At 41.0% G+C, this 15,108-nt stretch carries 13 protein-coding genes and 1 pseudogene; 1 reads left to right on the forward strand and 13 read right to left on the reverse strand.

The features are described from left to right. Positions 1 to 12: 12 nt before the first annotated feature. The 10 genes from NZD81_RS18735 to NZD81_RS18780 all read right to left on the reverse strand — a co-directional run bounded on the left by NZD81_RS18735 (position 13) and on the right by NZD81_RS18780 (position 10,008). Positions 13 to 354, reverse strand: a complete 342-nt coding sequence (locus NZD81_RS18735; protein ID WP_014662584.1) for a hypothetical protein — start codon at positions 352 to 354, stop codon at positions 13 to 15. Between the two features lie 205 nt (positions 355 to 559). Then, positions 560 to 1,732: an MFS transporter gene (locus tag NZD81_RS18740; RefSeq protein ID WP_282373926.1), complete on the reverse strand. Its 1,173-nt coding sequence runs from the start codon at positions 1,730 to 1,732 to the stop codon at positions 560 to 562. A gap of 126 nt (positions 1,733 to 1,858) precedes the next feature. Next, entirely contained in the window at positions 1,859 to 2,161 is a 303-nt protein-coding gene (locus NZD81_RS18745) for an ArsR/SmtB family transcription factor (protein ID WP_003234907.1), read from the reverse strand. A gap of 524 nt (positions 2,162 to 2,685) precedes the next feature. Then, the gene (locus tag NZD81_RS18750) at positions 2,686 to 3,048 is read right to left on the reverse strand and encodes a Na-translocating system protein MpsC family protein (protein ID WP_014662581.1); all 363 of its coding nucleotides are present in this window, start codon (positions 3,046 to 3,048) and stop codon (positions 2,686 to 2,688) included. A gap of 57 nt (positions 3,049 to 3,105) precedes the next feature. Next, a complete protein-coding gene (locus NZD81_RS18755) occupies positions 3,106 to 3,396 on the reverse strand; it encodes a DUF6407 family protein (RefSeq protein ID WP_014662580.1) in 291 nt (96 codons plus the stop codon). A gap of 57 nt (positions 3,397 to 3,453) precedes the next feature. Continuing rightward, positions 3,454 to 3,981 (reverse strand): carbonic anhydrase, encoded by a 528-nt coding sequence (locus tag NZD81_RS18760; protein WP_282373925.1) that lies wholly within the window; start codon positions 3,979 to 3,981, stop codon positions 3,454 to 3,456. A 68-nt stretch (positions 3,982 to 4,049) separates the two neighbouring features. Beyond that, positions 4,050 to 6,662, reverse strand: a complete 2,613-nt coding sequence (locus NZD81_RS18765) for a DUF2309 domain-containing protein (RefSeq protein WP_282373924.1) — start codon at positions 6,660 to 6,662, stop codon at positions 4,050 to 4,052. Positions 6,663 to 6,676: 14 nt separating this feature from the next. Beyond that, positions 6,677 to 8,194, reverse strand: a complete 1,518-nt coding sequence (locus NZD81_RS18770; protein WP_040084349.1) for an NADH dehydrogenase subunit 5 — start codon at positions 8,192 to 8,194, stop codon at positions 6,677 to 6,679. 658 nt (positions 8,195 to 8,852) lie between these two features. Next, positions 8,853 to 9,386, reverse strand: a complete 534-nt coding sequence (adaB, locus tag NZD81_RS18775; RefSeq protein WP_282373923.1) for a methylated-DNA--[protein]-cysteine S-methyltransferase — start codon at positions 9,384 to 9,386, stop codon at positions 8,853 to 8,855. Then, positions 9,370 to 10,008, reverse strand: a complete 639-nt coding sequence (locus NZD81_RS18780) for a bifunctional transcriptional activator/DNA repair enzyme AdaA (RefSeq protein WP_282373922.1) — start codon at positions 10,006 to 10,008, stop codon at positions 9,370 to 9,372. The genes adaB and NZD81_RS18780 overlap by 17 nt, the downstream gene beginning before the upstream one ends. Before the next feature lie 272 nt (positions 10,009 to 10,280). Between NZD81_RS18780 and NZD81_RS18785 the strand changes: the two genes are divergently transcribed. Next, entirely contained in the window at positions 10,281 to 11,192 is a 912-nt protein-coding gene (locus tag NZD81_RS18785) for a DNA glycosylase (RefSeq protein WP_282373921.1), read from the forward strand. A 141-nt stretch (positions 11,193 to 11,333) separates the two neighbouring features. Here the strand turns inward: NZD81_RS18785 and NZD81_RS18790 are convergent. The 3 genes and pseudogenes from NZD81_RS18790 to glmM form a co-directional block, all read right to left on the reverse strand. Then, positions 11,334 to 11,473, reverse strand: a pseudogene (locus NZD81_RS18790) (hypothetical protein). 44 nt (positions 11,474 to 11,517) lie between these two features. After that, positions 11,518 to 13,320, reverse strand: a complete 1,803-nt coding sequence (glmS, locus tag NZD81_RS18795) for a glutamine--fructose-6-phosphate transaminase (isomerizing) (protein WP_014662572.1) — start codon at positions 13,318 to 13,320, stop codon at positions 11,518 to 11,520. A 434-nt stretch (positions 13,321 to 13,754) separates the two neighbouring features. Continuing rightward, positions 13,755 to 15,101 carry a phosphoglucosamine mutase gene (gene glmM, locus NZD81_RS18800; protein ID WP_014112449.1) on the reverse strand — a complete coding sequence of 449 codons (1,347 nt, stop codon included), beginning with the start codon at positions 15,099 to 15,101 and terminating at the stop codon, positions 13,755 to 13,757. Positions 15,102 to 15,108 lie beyond the last annotated feature (7 nt).

A 15,108-nucleotide genomic window follows, 5' to 3' on the forward strand; every position in this document is an offset into this window, starting at 1 on the left:
AGTAACATAAAGTCACCACAAAGCCTTTTTCTCTTCTTCCTGCTCGATAAACAGATGATTTTCAGGACGGCCCAAAACAGAAAAAAGAGCCAAAAGCAACTTCCATCCTCGAAGCGGACTTCCGCATCTAAACTTCAACACTTCCCCTTCCGTTAAAGTAAACCTCAAAGTTGGGCTTGTACACCAAGCAATCTTCACTTGAATAACATGCTCACCAGGCGGCACATCAATTCGCAGCCTCCCTCCATCTTTGATATTTCCCATCTCAGCCCCATCAATTAACACTGAAAACTCTCTCAATTTGTTGATGTACTGCGATGTCCTGCTCATTTCAATGTACGTCTTTTGATTCACGATGACACATCCTCAAAGTAGTGATTACAGGCGAGAAGCATTAGAATCCTTCCGCCATATCGTTATTTCCATTCCTAGTATATTATAAATTGCTGTACCTCAGATCTCCGTCGGCAAAAATCTCTTTCAGCTTCAGTGTGCCTTCTACTTGGGCTTATAAAAAAACACCCGCTTGTATAACGAGCGGATGTTAGATCTTTCGAAATTATTGATTAATATCTTTTAGCGCTTGTTTCGGTTGCGAATTGAAAATCATCAATGATGCAATAATGGCAATCATAACCCCTAACGCACCAACCCAGGTAATCGAGGCCAATGATACGTTTTCTACAAAAACCCCTCCTATTCCTGCGCCGACTGCCATGGCGAGTTGCATCATGGACTGATTCATGCTGAGCAAAACACCTGACATTTCCGGTTCTATTGTAGCCAAGTGAAATTGCTGTGTCGGACCGGTAGACCATGCGGCAAACGACCATAATATGAGAATCACCAACACGCCGATATAGGAATGAGTAACAAGTGACAGCAGAATCAGTGTGACGATATGCAATGTCATCCCGCCAACAAGTGTAAAGGGCACTCCCCATTTGTCGGTGCTATATCCCCCAAACTTCGACCCAACCAAACTGGAAATTCCAAATATAAGCAAAACACCGCTAAGCAGCTTGCCGTTTATACCTGAGATGTTCAAGAGATACGGTGACAAATAAGTGTAAGCAACAGAATATCCCCCGAGCCAGAAGAAAGTGATTGATAACCCCATAGCCACTTTCCGTTTTTTGAAAAGAGCAAGCTGTTGAAGCAAAGGCACAGGCTTATCACCTTTAGTATGCGGGAGAGTAAAGAAAATAACGGCGATTGCGATCAATCCCAACAAAGCAATGGCTCCAAATACAGACTTCCAGCCTAGTGCAACTGCTATCATTCTTCCAAGCGGAACACCTATGATTAAAGAAGCGGTAAATCCCATCACGACAGTAGCGATGGCACTGCCCTGCTTTCCTTCCGATGCAATCTTAGCGGCAATGGTTAAAGCGGTAACAACAACCACACCTGCTCCCATCGCCATAATGATCCGCGCTGCAATAAACCATCCATAACCAGGCAGTACAAAAGCCAGGACATTACCGAACACAAACAAACCGAGGGCATACATCATCAATTTGCGTCTATCCATACTTGCTGTCAACGCCATAAGTACGGGTGTAGAAAGAGCATACACAAGTGAGAAAATGGTAATAAGCTGGCCCGCGGCAGCTATAGTGATCCCGAGAGTATGAGCAATTTGATCCAAAATTCCCGAAATGATGTATTCTGAGGTTCCAACTAAAAAGCTGACAATGGCTAAAATATAAATTTTCCAAGTATTAGACATAAAGCATTCACTCCTTAATTGTTAATAAACATATCACGATATATCGATATGTTATTATAAAAAATAAACACATCGTAATATGTCGATATGTATAGTGTAAAAATAAACATCTTTTGATGTTTATTTTTATATCTCTGTTTTAAGAAAGTCAGCAAGTTTCCCAATGGCTTCTTCATCTCTTTTGTAATATGTGTACTTTCCAATACGCTCCGCCTTAATCAAGCCGGCTCTTAAAAGGATGGTAAGATATTGAGAAGCTGTCGATTGCGTCATTTTCAATTTGTCTGTTATTTGACTGACACATACCCCGATTGTGTTCATATCAATCCCTTCATGGGGTGCAAAATGACGATCGGGCTCCTTCAGCCATTGTAAAATTTGCAGCCTTGATTCATTTGATAAAGCTTTGAATACTTCAATTGGCTCCATACCAATTATTATATCGTTATATTTCGATATGTCAATTCGTTTTTTGGTACTCAGCTTTTTTCGAGGAATGAAACTGAAGACAGCATATCAAAAACCCTACACTTTCGAATGGGTCTCATTATCATGTTATTCTTGGGGGAACTCGGCGGTGACTTTGTTAACCGAAGCAAAGCTTCTAATTTAAATCAATAAAACATTTTGATTTTGGCTAAGGGAGTAAACAACACTATTCGCTAGAGGCTTACGTTTCACAGATGTTTGGGTTCGGGTATTTTGGATGTTTATAATGAATTTGGCATTGACTAATCACCAGCATCAAATTCATGCATTTTAATTAGATGTGAAAAAACATCCGCTCGTAACAAAAGCGGATGTTAGATCTTTCAGCAGGAATAACAAGTCCGCTCGTGGGTTATGAATTAAAAATAGTAATGATGACATAACTGTAAAGCAAAAGAAGCGGCAGGTAATATTTTGAATGCCCTCTCCCTGGCTTGAATACCAGGGATTATCAAACATTTATATTAAAGATTTTTCTCTAGATCATTACATAATTTAAATACCATTACTCGTTCACCTGTCCGGGAGCTTAAATCAGTAAAAAAACTTATCACTTTTTCTCCGGTGATTTTTAGGATAATATCCTTAAGACCTTCTATACCTGATTCGACTAACTCCGAGCGAGTTTGTTTAATAGATAACATACCCTCTTTTGATCCACACACTACATATTCAGCTGGTGTTAAAATCCCTTTTAAATTGACGATGACCATATCCCGGAGTATATCAGTTTTAACAGATACAGACCCGCGCCCAAGATAATCTTTCTCCCATTGAGTAATGGACTTACTGATCTCTGATTCAATAGAACCTTTCGATTTTTTCATATATCATACATCTCCTGAGCAAAAAAATTGGCATATTCTATTTGTGATTTCGTCTCATTAATATTCTCTTACAACATGTCCTTCATATACACCTTCAATATCCAAATCAGTATTACCGTTTCTTGTGACCACTATCATTTTGGATAACATATTTTCCTCCATCATAGAGTGTATATGCAAAAATCGAATGCTTCCTAAATGGGTTTCCTCAACTTCTTCATAAGATTGTAGATGATAAAAATCAATTGCTTTTCTTATTACTTTTTTCATACATTCCATATTTTCACGATCAAACGAGTTCATGTCCTCTATTGTTTTCGTGACAAAATCAGTTAAATTAGAGTCCATACCTTCTCCTTAAAGCTGTTTTTTCATATATAGGTGTATAGAAGTTCTTCCATTTCATCATGACAAGCAATGATCAGGTGAGGTTTGACCTGTTTTCATAGCAGGAACCTCCACCATTGATGATGTTCCATCCTCTTGATTAATGATTAAACCTCGAACTTTAACATATGACGGCACTAATGGATGATGACGAATGATATCAACACTTTTTTCAATGGTGTCACTGCTATTTTCATGTAGCCATTCATCGACCGTACCACCTAAAAATTCAGGTTTGCAATTCTGAAAGAGATAATCCAATGTTTGTATTTTATCTTTCATTGCTTCAAGTTGAGTAAGTCTATGACCTGTGGAAGTTTTCTTATCTTTTGTTCCTACTACAAAAATCTCCTCAACATCTTCCTGGAAAATCGCAAAAATAACAGACCTCATGATTTCTCCATAAGGATGTGAAATACTGGCACCATAGCTTTGTATAGTCAACATACTTTCTGCAGGAGTGTTAGTCACTTCTTGTAAAATAGACTCCAAGCCGTTTTCAATGTCCGTCAAAAATAATACTTTTTTATTTTGATTTCCATTCATATAGCACACCTCTTCCTTATGTTTAGTATTGAGTAACAAATCCATTTAATAAATGTTTAGATTCATAATTACCAGCTTTCCCAACATCCTTCTGGATCAATACTAGCCAGTCGGACCCATCCATTTTGAACTTTTTGCATAAATGCTGAGTCATTGTTTAATAACCGTTCTACATATTCTTTAGGTGCTTGAATGAGTATCAACAAACGAAGCGGAGAATGATAGGCTTCGTGATCTGATTTCATGACGGATTGCCAAGGCAGTCCGGCTAACAAGTCACTTGCATTCCCCTGCATAACTCCGAGACCTGCTGTAACGGTTTGAGTTGCTTTATTTCCGCTGCCATAATAATGAGGTGCTACCGTTGATGCGTAATATTGTAAATTAATCCATTGGGCCACGGTTCCAGGCCCTGCAATAATATTTGCTAGGATTTCGCCGCTTTCATCCTGCTTCCAATCATAATTATGGAGAAAGGCTCTTCCTTCCAAATCACAATCCTGGGTTAATTCACGTTGGCCGATAATAAAAGCAGCATTACGAGCCAGCCCCCATTCCGGACGTATCTCACTCCAATCCTCCGCAAATCGGTGTGCCTCAGCCTTCGGATTTTTAAATTCCGATTGGAAATTCGGTAATTGGGCTAGACGTTCTGCATTTACATGATGTCTCACTTTCGGCATAACAGCTTCAATTTGCTCAAATGCTTCTTGTGCAGCTTCAGAAAGCTCCGGTACATAAAGCCAATGTAATTCATCCACCGTTGTATTATGTTCAGCTGCTGCAAACACCGTATCCTCAGGGATTTTAATTCCTTCAGTTAAAAGTGCTTCTCTCACCTCTGAAAGATTACATAAAGCAGCTAAAACTCTTGCATTGAATCCACCGGCCGCTCCACCGCAGGCGCCACAGTCAAGTGCTGCGGAATAAGGATTATTGGTACTTTGACTGCCGTGCCCGCATATCACAACCAATGGTGCGATATTCTCTGTTAACCCCATCATTTTTAACGCTTGGCGAGCATAGTTCACTTTTTCTTCATCAGTAAAACCCACAGGTATTTCCGCCTCTGTAGCATCATGATGAAGCGAGAGTTTTGTATCAGGTTTGCGCAGCCAAGCCTCACGGAGATTACGAATGAAACGACCCGCTTTTCTTGGCACAAAGCTACGTGCTGCCATTTGCAGAGTAAGCCAAGGTCCGCTTAGCTCAGGCAGAAGTAAGCTTGAAAGCACATTCTGTTTCATCGTTTTAAATGTATAGCTTAACGAATGAACTGCTTGCTTCCGTTGATTGTATTTGTTGAATACATCCTCATCCGCGAGCTCTTTTATTTTATTTTGCGGTTTTTGTATGATCGGCAAGGAGGCATGACTGTGTTTACTGCCAAGTTCACAAGTTGCAATCGGCACCCCGAAGAAACCTGCGATGCCAATCGTTTCAAACGGACCTTGTTTTTCTAGATGACGGCGAAAAGGTTCTGATCGTACATCAATGCAGAATGCTAATTGAGCTAATGCAGATTTTTTACCGGTTTCACGTTGTTTCGAGATGATCTTCTGGCTCAATCGATCAGTGTAAGTTTGTTCCCAAGCTTCTAACCAAAGTTTCCTGTGCAGTTTCTCATCAAAGCTGTAGGCAAATGATAAATATTCATTTTGTTCACTGGCCGACATCTGTGACCATTCCTCTAATGTAAGCCCACCCCAATGAATCCAAGCTGCTATAAGGGGAGCAATCGAAATTTTTTTCTCAGCTCGTTCATTAGTCAAAGGCAAATATGGCTTTATCAGAGCCCACTCCATGGATAATCGAACCGCTAAATATTCTGTTAAGAGTGCATGTTCATGGCTCGATTGTTGGGAGCGCCAAAGCATCATCCCTGCCCATCCAGGTAAGGAAAGTAAGTGAGCTTCAAGATAAGCCTGGATTTCTGATTCAGGGATTCCTAGTGCGAATAAGGCTTCTTGTAAAGCCAAATGCGCCTCTTGCGGCAAACCTTTTAACCTTTCACGCTGCTTTTTGCTAAGTGCTGGATCATATTGTATGAGCTGCTGCCAGGCACGATAGAAGCCTTCCTCACGATTGGGCATTGTCCAACCGGCTTGAGAGTCATCAAGATATAATTTACTCCACTTAATGACATGATGATCTAGTATAGTGACTAACCTTTCACCATCTTGATTCTCTATATACGAACTTAGTGGTTCCATAAAAACATTATCGATAGGATCCAATCCTCTACATCCACTTACTAATTTCTCCAGCTCGTGTGATGATAAAAGGTCGGAAGGTAATGGATCTAATTGTAATCCCGCATGACAAAACCGTTCTGCCACGTCCCGTGGGATGTGAAAGGAATGTGAATCAAGCCAACGCTGCAGCCCCATTTCCACAAAAACTTCATCAATCTCACCTTTATTCTTTGCTGAACGGATCATAGACGCACTTGGGTATATATCAACATCACGCGTATTTTTCAACCAGCTTGCAACCTGATCAAAAGTCTGGTTTTCAAGTCCCATCCACGGATTGCGTGCAGCAAATGTAGAAATAGGCCAAAGTGGCGCAATCACTCGGCTGGCAGATGTAATCAAAACGTTAAGATCCCTTTCTTGAACATCAATATCTGTATCTATCTTTTTTACATTTTCTTTCGTTAATACGGATGTAATGCCCATCTCAGATTAGCTCCTTATGATAAATATTGTTTAAGGTAGTCTGGGTGACTCTCCACTGACTTTGGTTTTGCTTCACCTAACCGAACTAGCCAAAGATAGAGTATCGTGAAGAAAACGGAAGAACGATGACGAGCAATCCACGAACCTAAAGCACTGCCAAATAGGAAGAGGCATACGACAATGATGACAGCTGGCATTGGAGGCTGAACAGTTTGAGAAACGGCTGCATGCAGCCAATCATAGAAAAGGTTATGAATGATAAAATATATAAAGGCTGCTCCTCCTAAAACGATTAAGCCGGCAATTCGGCCAATTCGCCCCTCTCCAAAAGCTACAAGCTGAGTCCAGGAAACGGACAATGACCACCCTAAGATCAGCGCACTCATTAATTGATATCCGTCTCCAGGAGCAGTGAGCCAAAAAGCAACGCCTATAACTAAGGCTAACGTACGACCAGCCACGAGCCATAAATAGGATGATCTCTCTTTAACACGAGTCGATACTTCATGACGCTGTACGGCTGAACCAGCCTGTAAAAACAACGTAGCTTTAAATAAACCATGTAAAATAAGATGAATAATGGCTGCTATATAGGCCCCTAGTGCACACTGAATGAGCATAAATCCCATTTGTCCAATCGTGGAGCCTACTAATTGGCGTTTATAATCAACCTGGACTAAACTAATACCAGTTCCAATCAATACAGAAATGCCAGCAAGCAGAAGTAAGATAATCGAAGCGATACCACCATGAAATAGAGGTGAAAATCGAGTTAGTATTATTCCTCCTGCATTTACTAAACCTGCATGCATAATTGCAGAAACAGGGGTTGGAGCAACAATAGACTCAACTAACCATCTTTGGAATGGCCATTGACCTGCAGGAATAATTACCGCTAGTACAATCAATAGCTGAATCCCTGTTCTCTCCCATTCTCCCAGCCCAGCTAAACTTTCATTTGTTACAACCAATGATAACTGCCATTGACCTGTGGCATGAAAAAGCCACATCATCGCAAAAAACAAAGAAAACCAACTTAACAAAAATAACCGGCCAGAAATCTTGGCTGCTTCACTAGCCACTTGCCAAGCACTGTTTAACCTTATCAGTAAAGTTAAACCAACAAGAGTTGCTCCCCAAAATAGAACCATCAAACGGAGATCGCCACTTAACCACGTCATTGAAGCAGCACCTGTTGTAAAAGTAAAAAGCGCAAAATATTTGCGATAAGATCGATCCCCCATTAAGTAACGTACAGAAAAACGCTGAATAACGAATCCAATTGCAAGAACAAAGAAGGTCATTAAACAAGCTAAGGTATCTAAATGCCAAGGGCCAACGTTTCCACTCACGCTGCTATTGGCAAGGATCAGTAAGGCAACCAAAAGTGGTAAAGCCAAAATCCCAATATGAATGCGGACAAAACTCAAGGGCACTCGGGGATGTAAAAACAAAAGTCCACTTATCCCAGAAGCAATAAGCATAATAAAAAATAATGTTAATAATGATGACAAACTCAGCGAAACTAACATTTCAAATTCTCCCTTTTTAAATGTCGTTATTGCTCATACGACCTTTAAATCAGATCATATTTTTCTATAATGGATACAAATTTTATGTATCTCTATTTTTTTCCAACAAAAAAACCGACAACCTCAAAATTTCAATGATGATTGCAGATCATTGAATCTTGAAAATTGTCGGCTTCACTTCAACTAACTTCAGCGAAGTTTTTTGAAGAGCTACCTTATTATTGGTCATTTTATTTTATACAATATTTTAAGTTCATTCTAAAGGAATGAAATCACCGCTACACTTTAATATAGTGCTTGATTATAGATAAATCGCCTTATGTTTCTCTTTCATTTAAATTAGGATACTTTTTCATCCTGTCAAGATTAGTTGAAAGAATGCTAAAGTCCTATTCACAAACGAAAATAAACATCTGGTTGCGATTTTTAAGTTAAGTATAAGATATGCTAAATCTTAAACATTGTCAAGATGTTGGATTACAGAGAAAGACCAAACCCCTGCATCGCGGTTTAATATCAGCTTCACAAACTGCATTCATTTGACTAACTCTGGTGCCTTTTGTTCTTCGATTATAAAACATTTCATATTTGCACCTTATAGGGCAGCTGTCCTCATCATTGTGAAATGAGATCCATAACCAAAAGTGGTCCGGCACAATTACTCATTGCTAGATGAAGCTCGTTTTTCCAGATCAAGGAGCAGTGCCTTCATTTCAAATCCGCCCCGATAGCCAGTTAACGAGCCATTCTTCCCTATTACACGATGGCACGGTACAGCAATTAATACCGGATTAGCCCCAATAGCCGCGCCTACAGCACGAACAGCTGCTGGTTTATTTATATCATGTGCAATGTCGGAATAGGATTTCGTCTGTCCATAAGGAATTTCACAAAGTGCATTCCAGACTGCTAGCTGAAATGGCGTACCAACGTACTCAAATGGCACAGTAAAGTTTTTCCGCTTTCCTTCTAGATACTGAGTGATTTCAGTAATGTAGGGTTCAAACTTACTATCATCTTCAACAAGAGGACTTCCTGGAAAGTGTTTCTGAGCCCATTCGAATAATTCCTCAAATGGTTTGTTCTGTGAACCTACAAACACAATCCCCTTTGAAGTGGAAGCAATATAAAAGCTCCAATCCTTAAACATCAGTAAAGACCAATAAAGGGTTGGCTTATTCTTTGTTTCCATTGTACGTTTCCTCCATTTTTCTCATTTGGCGAAATTGTGCTGGTGTCTGTCCAGTTTTCTTTTTAAATAAAGTAATAAAATAAGGTGCGTTAGCGATACCCACACATATAGCGATATCTCCAATCGCTTTATTTGTCTGAATCAAATACTTTTTAGCCGCCTGAACTCTAACCTGTTGTATATACTCAACCAGCGTAATACCTTTCATCTTTTTAAATGTTCGATGCATATGATACGGACTCCCATGGCAAATATCTGCTAACGATTCTAGAGTTAGTTTTTCTGTGAAATTTTTATCAATGTATTCAGTAATGAGATCAACCCACTCGCTATCAGGCATTTTTTCATTAGTAGGCTTACAGCGTTTGCAAGGGCGAAAATTTGCGCGGAGAGCTTGTTCTGCGTTTGGAAAAATGCATACATTTTCTTTTTTCGGAACGCGAGATTTACAGGATGGTTTACAAAATATCCCTGTCGACTTCACAGCGTAGAAAAATTGATTATTGTACGCTGCGTCATTATTTATAATTGCTCGCCACTTTTCATCTGTTAGCATTTCTACATCATTTAAAGTTCTCTGACCATGGCTCTCTTTATGTCCGTTATTGATACTATCCGACATTTATCTCACCCCTCCTTACAATGCTCATCTAATTCATTTTGACTTGAATCCCAATTTACGTTTTCGACACGCGTTTTTATAACTTGGGCGATTTTAATCCACTCCCGTTTAGCATTCTTGATAACTAACACTATAACCTCATAAATAGAAAAAATTAAGGTGGTTAGAATGTAATAGCAAGATAACAAAATGAGTAAAGCTTATTATGTGATAAAGTAAAATTCAATCAGTGTGAGTTTTCTATCATTATTTAAGATAAGGAGAATGAATAAGTGACATGGCATGAAATCAATGACGTTATTGTCATTACATTACCTGAAATTTTCGACATGAATGCGAACCTAGGCTATCTAACTAGGGAAAAAAATGAATGCATGTATGAAATAGAGAACGATATCATTACAAAAGTTATTGCCATAGGGGAAATTCGGTCCTTAGTGCAGGTAAGCGTAATCAATAATAAACAAATGGTTGTCAAATTCCTAAACGATTCTAGACCTATTGAAAAGTGGAAACGGGAGGAAATTGTAAAATATATTCATGAATGGTTTGATCTTGATAACGATTTAACACCATTTTATGAAATGGCAAAAGCAGATCCATTACTTAAAATGCCTGCCCGAAAATTTTATGGATTGCGGCTTGTCGGCATTCCCGATTTATTTGAAGCATTATGTTGGGGAGTTTTAGGGCAACAAATTAACTTAGCCTTCGCGTACTCCTTAAAGAAGCAATTTGTAGAAGGATTTGGCGATTCTATCGAATGGAATGGGAACAAGTATTGGGTGTTCCCACCGTACGAACGAATAGCACGGTTAACACCTACCGACCTAGCAGATATTAAAATGACGGTAAGAAAAAGTGAATATATCATTGGAATTGCCAAATTAATGGCCAGTGGAGAATTATCGAGGGAAAAATTAATGAAAATGAACTTTAAAGATGCTGAAAAATACTTAATTAAAATACGGGGAATCGGTCCTTGGACAGCCAATTATGTTCTAATGCGCTGCCTTAAGTTCCCGACAGCTTTTCCAATCGATGATGTGGGTCTTATTCATTCGATAAAAATATTACGTCATATGAACCGAAAGCCTACGAAAAATGAAATCATAGAAATATCGTTTCCTTGGAAAGAATGGGAATCATACGCTACCTTTTATTTGTGGCGTGTCCTTTACTGAATCATTACGACTTAAACCACGAATGCACTCAATAATAAGGTTATTATTACAATAGGTTCTCCGGTTATTCCAAGTTCACCTGCAATTACATTAGAAAAAAGCCGTTTCTCTCCACTGAAAAATTCATGCAGCCTACTAGTTTTAAAGCCTTTTAAGCTCGTTAACTGGCCTTATGTGAAAACATCTTAAATCTATAGCAACGGCCGATCGATAGTCGGGTCCTGTACCACACTTTTTTTAATCCATTTTTCCACTGTAGATGTTCTTTTTCTTTTGGACATAAAAACACCCCTTTAGACAATCATATCCAAAGGGGTAAAACACTTTATTCTACAGTAACACTTTTCGCAAGGTTACGCGGTTTATCAACATCACAGCCGCGATGAAGCGCAGCATAGTAAGCGATCAGCTGCAATGGAACAACAGATACCAACGGAGCAAGCGCTGGGTTTACTTCCGGCAGTACGAATCTGTCATCCGCATCGTCTAGGCCTTTCAGTGAGATGATGCATGTGTTGGCTCCGCGAGCAGCAACTTCTTTGACGTTTCCACGGATGCTTAGGTTTACGTGCTCTTGTGTTGCCAGTGCGAATACCGGTGTGCCTTGTTCGATCAGGGCAATCGTTCCGTGCTTCAGCTCTCCGCCGGCAAAGCCTTCTGCCTGGATGTAAGAAATCTCTTTCAGCTTCAGTGCGCCTTCGACACATACGAAGTAGTCAAGGCCGCGTCCGATGAAGAAAGCGTTTCTGGATACAGTCAGATATTCACGGGCGATCATTTCCATTTCGTCTTTCTGGTCGCATAAAGCTTCCATTGCGTTTGCCGCGATACCGAGTTCTTTGACGAGGTCAAATCCGATATCGATGCCGTTTTTGTCAGCAGCCACAGAAGCAAGAACCGCAAGAACTGCGATTTGTGCAGTGTATGCCTTCGTTGACGCAACAGCGATTTCAGGGCCTGCATGAAGCAGCAATGTATAGTCAGCTTCACGAGAAAGCGTTGATCCAGGTACGTTTGTGATTGTCAGGGCTTTGTGTCCGAGCGCTTTGACTTGAACGAGAACCGCGCGGCTGTCTGCTGTTTCTCCGCTTTGAGAAAGGAAAATGAAGAGCGGTTTCTTAGACAGAAGCGGCATGTTGTAGGAGAATTCACTCGCTACATGCACTTCAACCGGCACGTTTGCCCACATTTCAATATATTGTTTACCGACAAGTCCTGCATGGTAGCTTGTTCCGCAGCCAATGATATAGATGCGGTCCGCTTCCGCTACAGCGGAAGCGATATCGCCAGGCACAGACAGCTTACCGTTTTCATCTTGATACGTTTGGATGATTTTGCGCATAACAACTGGCTGCTCATCCGTTTCTTTCAACATGTAGTGAGGGTACGTGCCTTTTTCGATATCACTGGCATCAAGCTCAGCAATATAAGACGCACGTGTAATCACGTCACCATCAAGGTTTTTGATGACAACTTGGTCATCAGTGACGATAACCATTTCTTTATCCATCAGCTCAACATATTCGTTGGTTACTTGAAGCATCGCCATCGCATCAGATGCTACGACGTTGAATGTGTCTCCAAGGCCTACTAATAGAGGGCTTTTGTTTTTCGCTACAAAAATCGTTTCTCTGTTGTCGTTATCGAATAAAGCAATTGCATAAGAGCCTTTTAACAGTGTAAGTGTTTTGCGGAACGCTTCTTCCGTCTCAAGTCCTCCATTGACAAATTGCTCGATTACTTGAACGACCACTTCTGTATCGGTGTCACTTTTAAGCTCTACATCTTGCAAATACTCTTGCTTCAGCTGAACATAGTTCTCGATCACGCCGTTATGAACAAGTGTAAAGCGGCCCAGTGCGCTTTGATGCGGGTGAGCGTTCAGATAGCTTGGTTCGCCGTGTGTTGCCCAGCGAGTATGCCCAATTCCGGCTTTCGCTTCTACATTGGCATCCACAACTTCACGAAGATCTGCAATGCGTCCTTTTTCTTTGAACACATGGATTCCCTGTTCATTGGCAACAGCAATACCAGCAGAGTCATATCCGCGATACTCAAGCTTTTCTAACCCTTTTAATAAAATTTCCTTCGCATCAAGCTGACCGATATAACCTACGATTCCACACATATTTTTCTTCCTCCTAAGATGGTAAAAGGAGACGAAGAAAGTCAAATTTCAAGGGGACTTTCAATCGTCCCCTCCTACATGTTTTTTGGAAGATCATGTGATTTCTCTTTGTTCAAGGAGTCACCCCCTTGGTTTGAAGAAATCCTTACGGCTGTGATCTGTATACTCAGCCGGGAGGCATCCGCCGAAAATTCGATAACCTCCATCCTCGTCAACTAAGCCTTTTTCCGGGCGCTTAGTTCGGGCGCTATAATTATAGGTAAATCCATAATCCCGTCTACTTTTTCCTATTAAGAAAGCAAGAACAAGACAAGCTTGATTTTACAGCATGTGGCATAAACGGTCAATTGTTTTTTAAACAACTTTGCCGTATGTCTCACAATTATCATATGTAAACGTCGCTTGTCTTGTTCGCTCTCTGATTAGAGACTTCGTTACTCTAATCCCATTTCTGACCGGACGACTTCAACAATGCGATTGACATACTCATCGCACAGCTCTTTCGTCTTCGCTTCAGCCATGACACGGACGAGCGGTTCAGTTCCTGAAGGGCGAACCAAAATCCGTCCGTCGCCGTTCATTTCTTTTTCAACTTCAGAAATAACTGCTTTTACTTTTTCATTTTCTTCAACTTTATATTTATCAGTCACTCTCACATTGACTAACAGCTGCGGGAACTTCTGCATTTCAGCTGCAAGCTCTGACAGCGGCTTGCCTGTTGCTTTCAAAGTGTTCATCAGCATGATAGCAGACAATAATCCGTCCCCTGTCGTGTTGTAATCAAGGAAAATAAGATGTCCTGACTGCTCTCCGCCGACATTATAGCCATCTTTTTTCATTGCTTCTACTACGTAGCGGTCACCGACAGCTGTCTGCACGCTTTTGATGCCTTCTTTCTCGAGCGCCTTATAGAAGCCGAGGTTGCTCATCACGGTTGAAACCACTGTATCATCCTTTAAGCGGCCCTCTGATTTCAGGTGTTTTGAGCATATGTACATGATTTGGTCGCCATCAACGATATTTCCTTTTTCATCAACAGCAATCAGGCGGTCGCCATCACCATCGAACGCAAGGCCGAGATCAGCGTTTTTCTCTTTGACAAACGCGCTGAGCGCTTCAGGGTGAGTCGATCCGACGCCGTCATTAATGTTTAATCCGTTCGGGGAAGTCCCCATTGTTGAAACATCGGCATCTAAATCAGCAAACAGGTGTGTCGCCAAGGATGACGTTGCGCCATGAGCACAGTCAAGTGCCACATGAATGCCTGTGAAATCTTCATCGGCTGTCTGTTTTAAGAATTGCAGATATTTTTGTCCGCCTTCAAAATAATCGTTAACAAGCCCAAGATCGGCTCCGACCGGTCTTGGCAGCTTATCCTCAGGTTCGTCCATCAGGCGCTCAATTTCAGCCTCCTGTTCATCAGAAAGCTTGAATCCGTCTCCCCCAAAGAACTTGATGCCGTTATCCTGCACTGGGTTATGAGAAGCGGAAATCATGACGCCCGCCTCTGCATCCATCGCTTTTGTCAAATAGGATACACCCGGTGTAGAAATGACACCCAGACGCATGACTTCTGCGCCAATGGATAAAAGTCCGGCGACAAGGGCTCCCTCCAGCATATGGCCGGAGATGCGTGTATCGCGGCCTATCAGCACTTTTGGACGTTGTTTGTCTTTTGTCAGCACATAACCGCCGAAACGTCCGACTTTAAAGGCCAGCTCAGGTGTAAGCTCACTATTGGCGACACCTCTTACACCGTCTGTTCCAAAATACTTGCCCATTTTGTAA

The organism is Bacillus sp. B.PNR1 (assembly GCF_030386235.1).
Classification (GTDB): Bacteria; Bacillota; Bacilli; order Bacillales; family Bacillaceae; genus Bacillus; species Bacillus stercoris.